The 1,654-nt window shown below is 49.5% G+C and carries 1 tRNA gene and 2 rRNA genes; all 3 read left to right on the forward strand.

The features are described 5' to 3' along the window. Window positions 1–662, forward strand: a 16S ribosomal RNA gene (locus AC2AXP_RS22630); the annotation flags it as partial. A 204-nt stretch (window positions 663–866) separates the two neighbouring features. Next, a tRNA-Glu gene (locus AC2AXP_RS22635) sits at window positions 867–942 on the forward strand. A 235-nt stretch (window positions 943–1,177) separates the two neighbouring features. Beyond that, window positions 1,178–1,654: ribosomal RNA gene (locus AC2AXP_RS22640) — 23S ribosomal RNA — on the forward strand; the annotation flags it as partial.

Consider the following 1,654-nt stretch of genomic DNA (forward strand, 5'->3'; position numbering starts at 1 on the left):
GCCTGGGGAGTACGGCCGCAAGGTTAAAACTCAAATGAATTGACGGGGGCCCGCACAAGCGGTGGAGCATGTGGTTTAATTCGATGCAACGCGAAGAACCTTACCTACTCTTGACATCCAGAGAACTTTCCAGAGATGGAAGGGTGCCTTCGGGAACTCTGAGACAGGTGCTGCATGGCTGTCGTCAGCTCGTGTTGTGAAATGTTGGGTTAAGTCCCGCAACGAGCGCAACCCTTATCCTTTGTTGCCAGCGGTTCGGCCGGGAACTCAAAGGAGACTGCCAGTGATAAACTGGAGGAAGGTGGGGATGACGTCAAGTCATCATGGCCCTTACGAGTAGGGCTACACACGTGCTACAATGGCGTATACAAAGAGAAGCGAACTTGCGAGAGTAAGCGGACCTCATAAAGTACGTCGTAGTCCGGATTGGAGTCTGCAACTCGACTCCATGAAGTCGGAATCGCTAGTAATCGTAGATCAGAATGCTACGGTGAATACGTTCCCGGGCCTTGTACACACCGCCCGTCACACCATGGGAGTGGGTTGCAAAAGAAGTAGGTAGCTTAACCTTCGGGAGGGCGCTTACCACTTTGTGATTCATGACTGGGGTGAAGTCGTAACAAGGTAACCGTAGGGGAACCTGCGGTTGGATCACCTCCTTACCTAACGATATTCGATTGTGCAGTGTCCACACAGATTGTCTGATAGAAAAGTAATGAGCAAACAAAACCTTGTGGTATAGGTAAGTGCCGGGAAATTTGTGACCGTCGAGTACGGTGACAAACGACAATGGCGCTCGATTTTTATGAAAAAATCTCACCTTTACCCGAAATTATCGAATCGCTGATTCGATAAGCAAATTTCGGGTCCCCATCGTCTAGAGGCCTAGGACACTGCCCTTTCACGGCTGTAACAGGGGTTCGAATCCCCTTGGGGACGCCATCCGATAATGAGTGAAAGACATTATCACCGGTTCGCAAGAACCGAAAATAACTTAAAGATGACTTTAACGAGTCGTGTTTAAGATATTGCTCTTTAACAATCTGGAACAAGCTGAAAATTGAAACATGACGGCTGAAACTTGTCCCCCGTAGCAGTTTGGGATGAGGAGTAACCTGTCATAGAGTCTCTCAAATGTAGCAATACGATGATGTCGAAAGACACCTTCGGGTTGTGAGGTTAAGTGACTAAGCGTACACGGTGGATGCCTAGGCAGTCAGAGGCGATGAAGGGCGTGCTAATCTGCGATAAGCGTCGGTAAGGTGATATGAACCGTAATAACCGGCGATACCCGAATGGGGAAACCCAGTGTGTTTCGACACACTATCATGTCATGAATACATAGTGGCATGAGGCGAACCGGGGGAACTGAAACATCTAAGTACCCCGAGGAAAAGAAATCAACCGAGATTCCCCCAGTAGCGGCGAGCGAACGGGGAGGAGCCCAGAACCTGAATCAGTTCTTGTGTTAGTGGAAGCGTCTGGAAAGTCGCGCAGTAAAGGGTGATAGCCCCGTACACTAAAATGCATTAATTGTGAGTTCGATGAGTAGGGCGGGACACGTGACATCCTGTCTGAATATGGGGGGACCATCCTCCAAGGCTAAATACTCCTGACTGACCGATAGTGAACCAGTACCGTGAGGGAAAGGCGA

It is taken from the genome of Serratia sp. Sp408 (assembly GCF_057180665.1).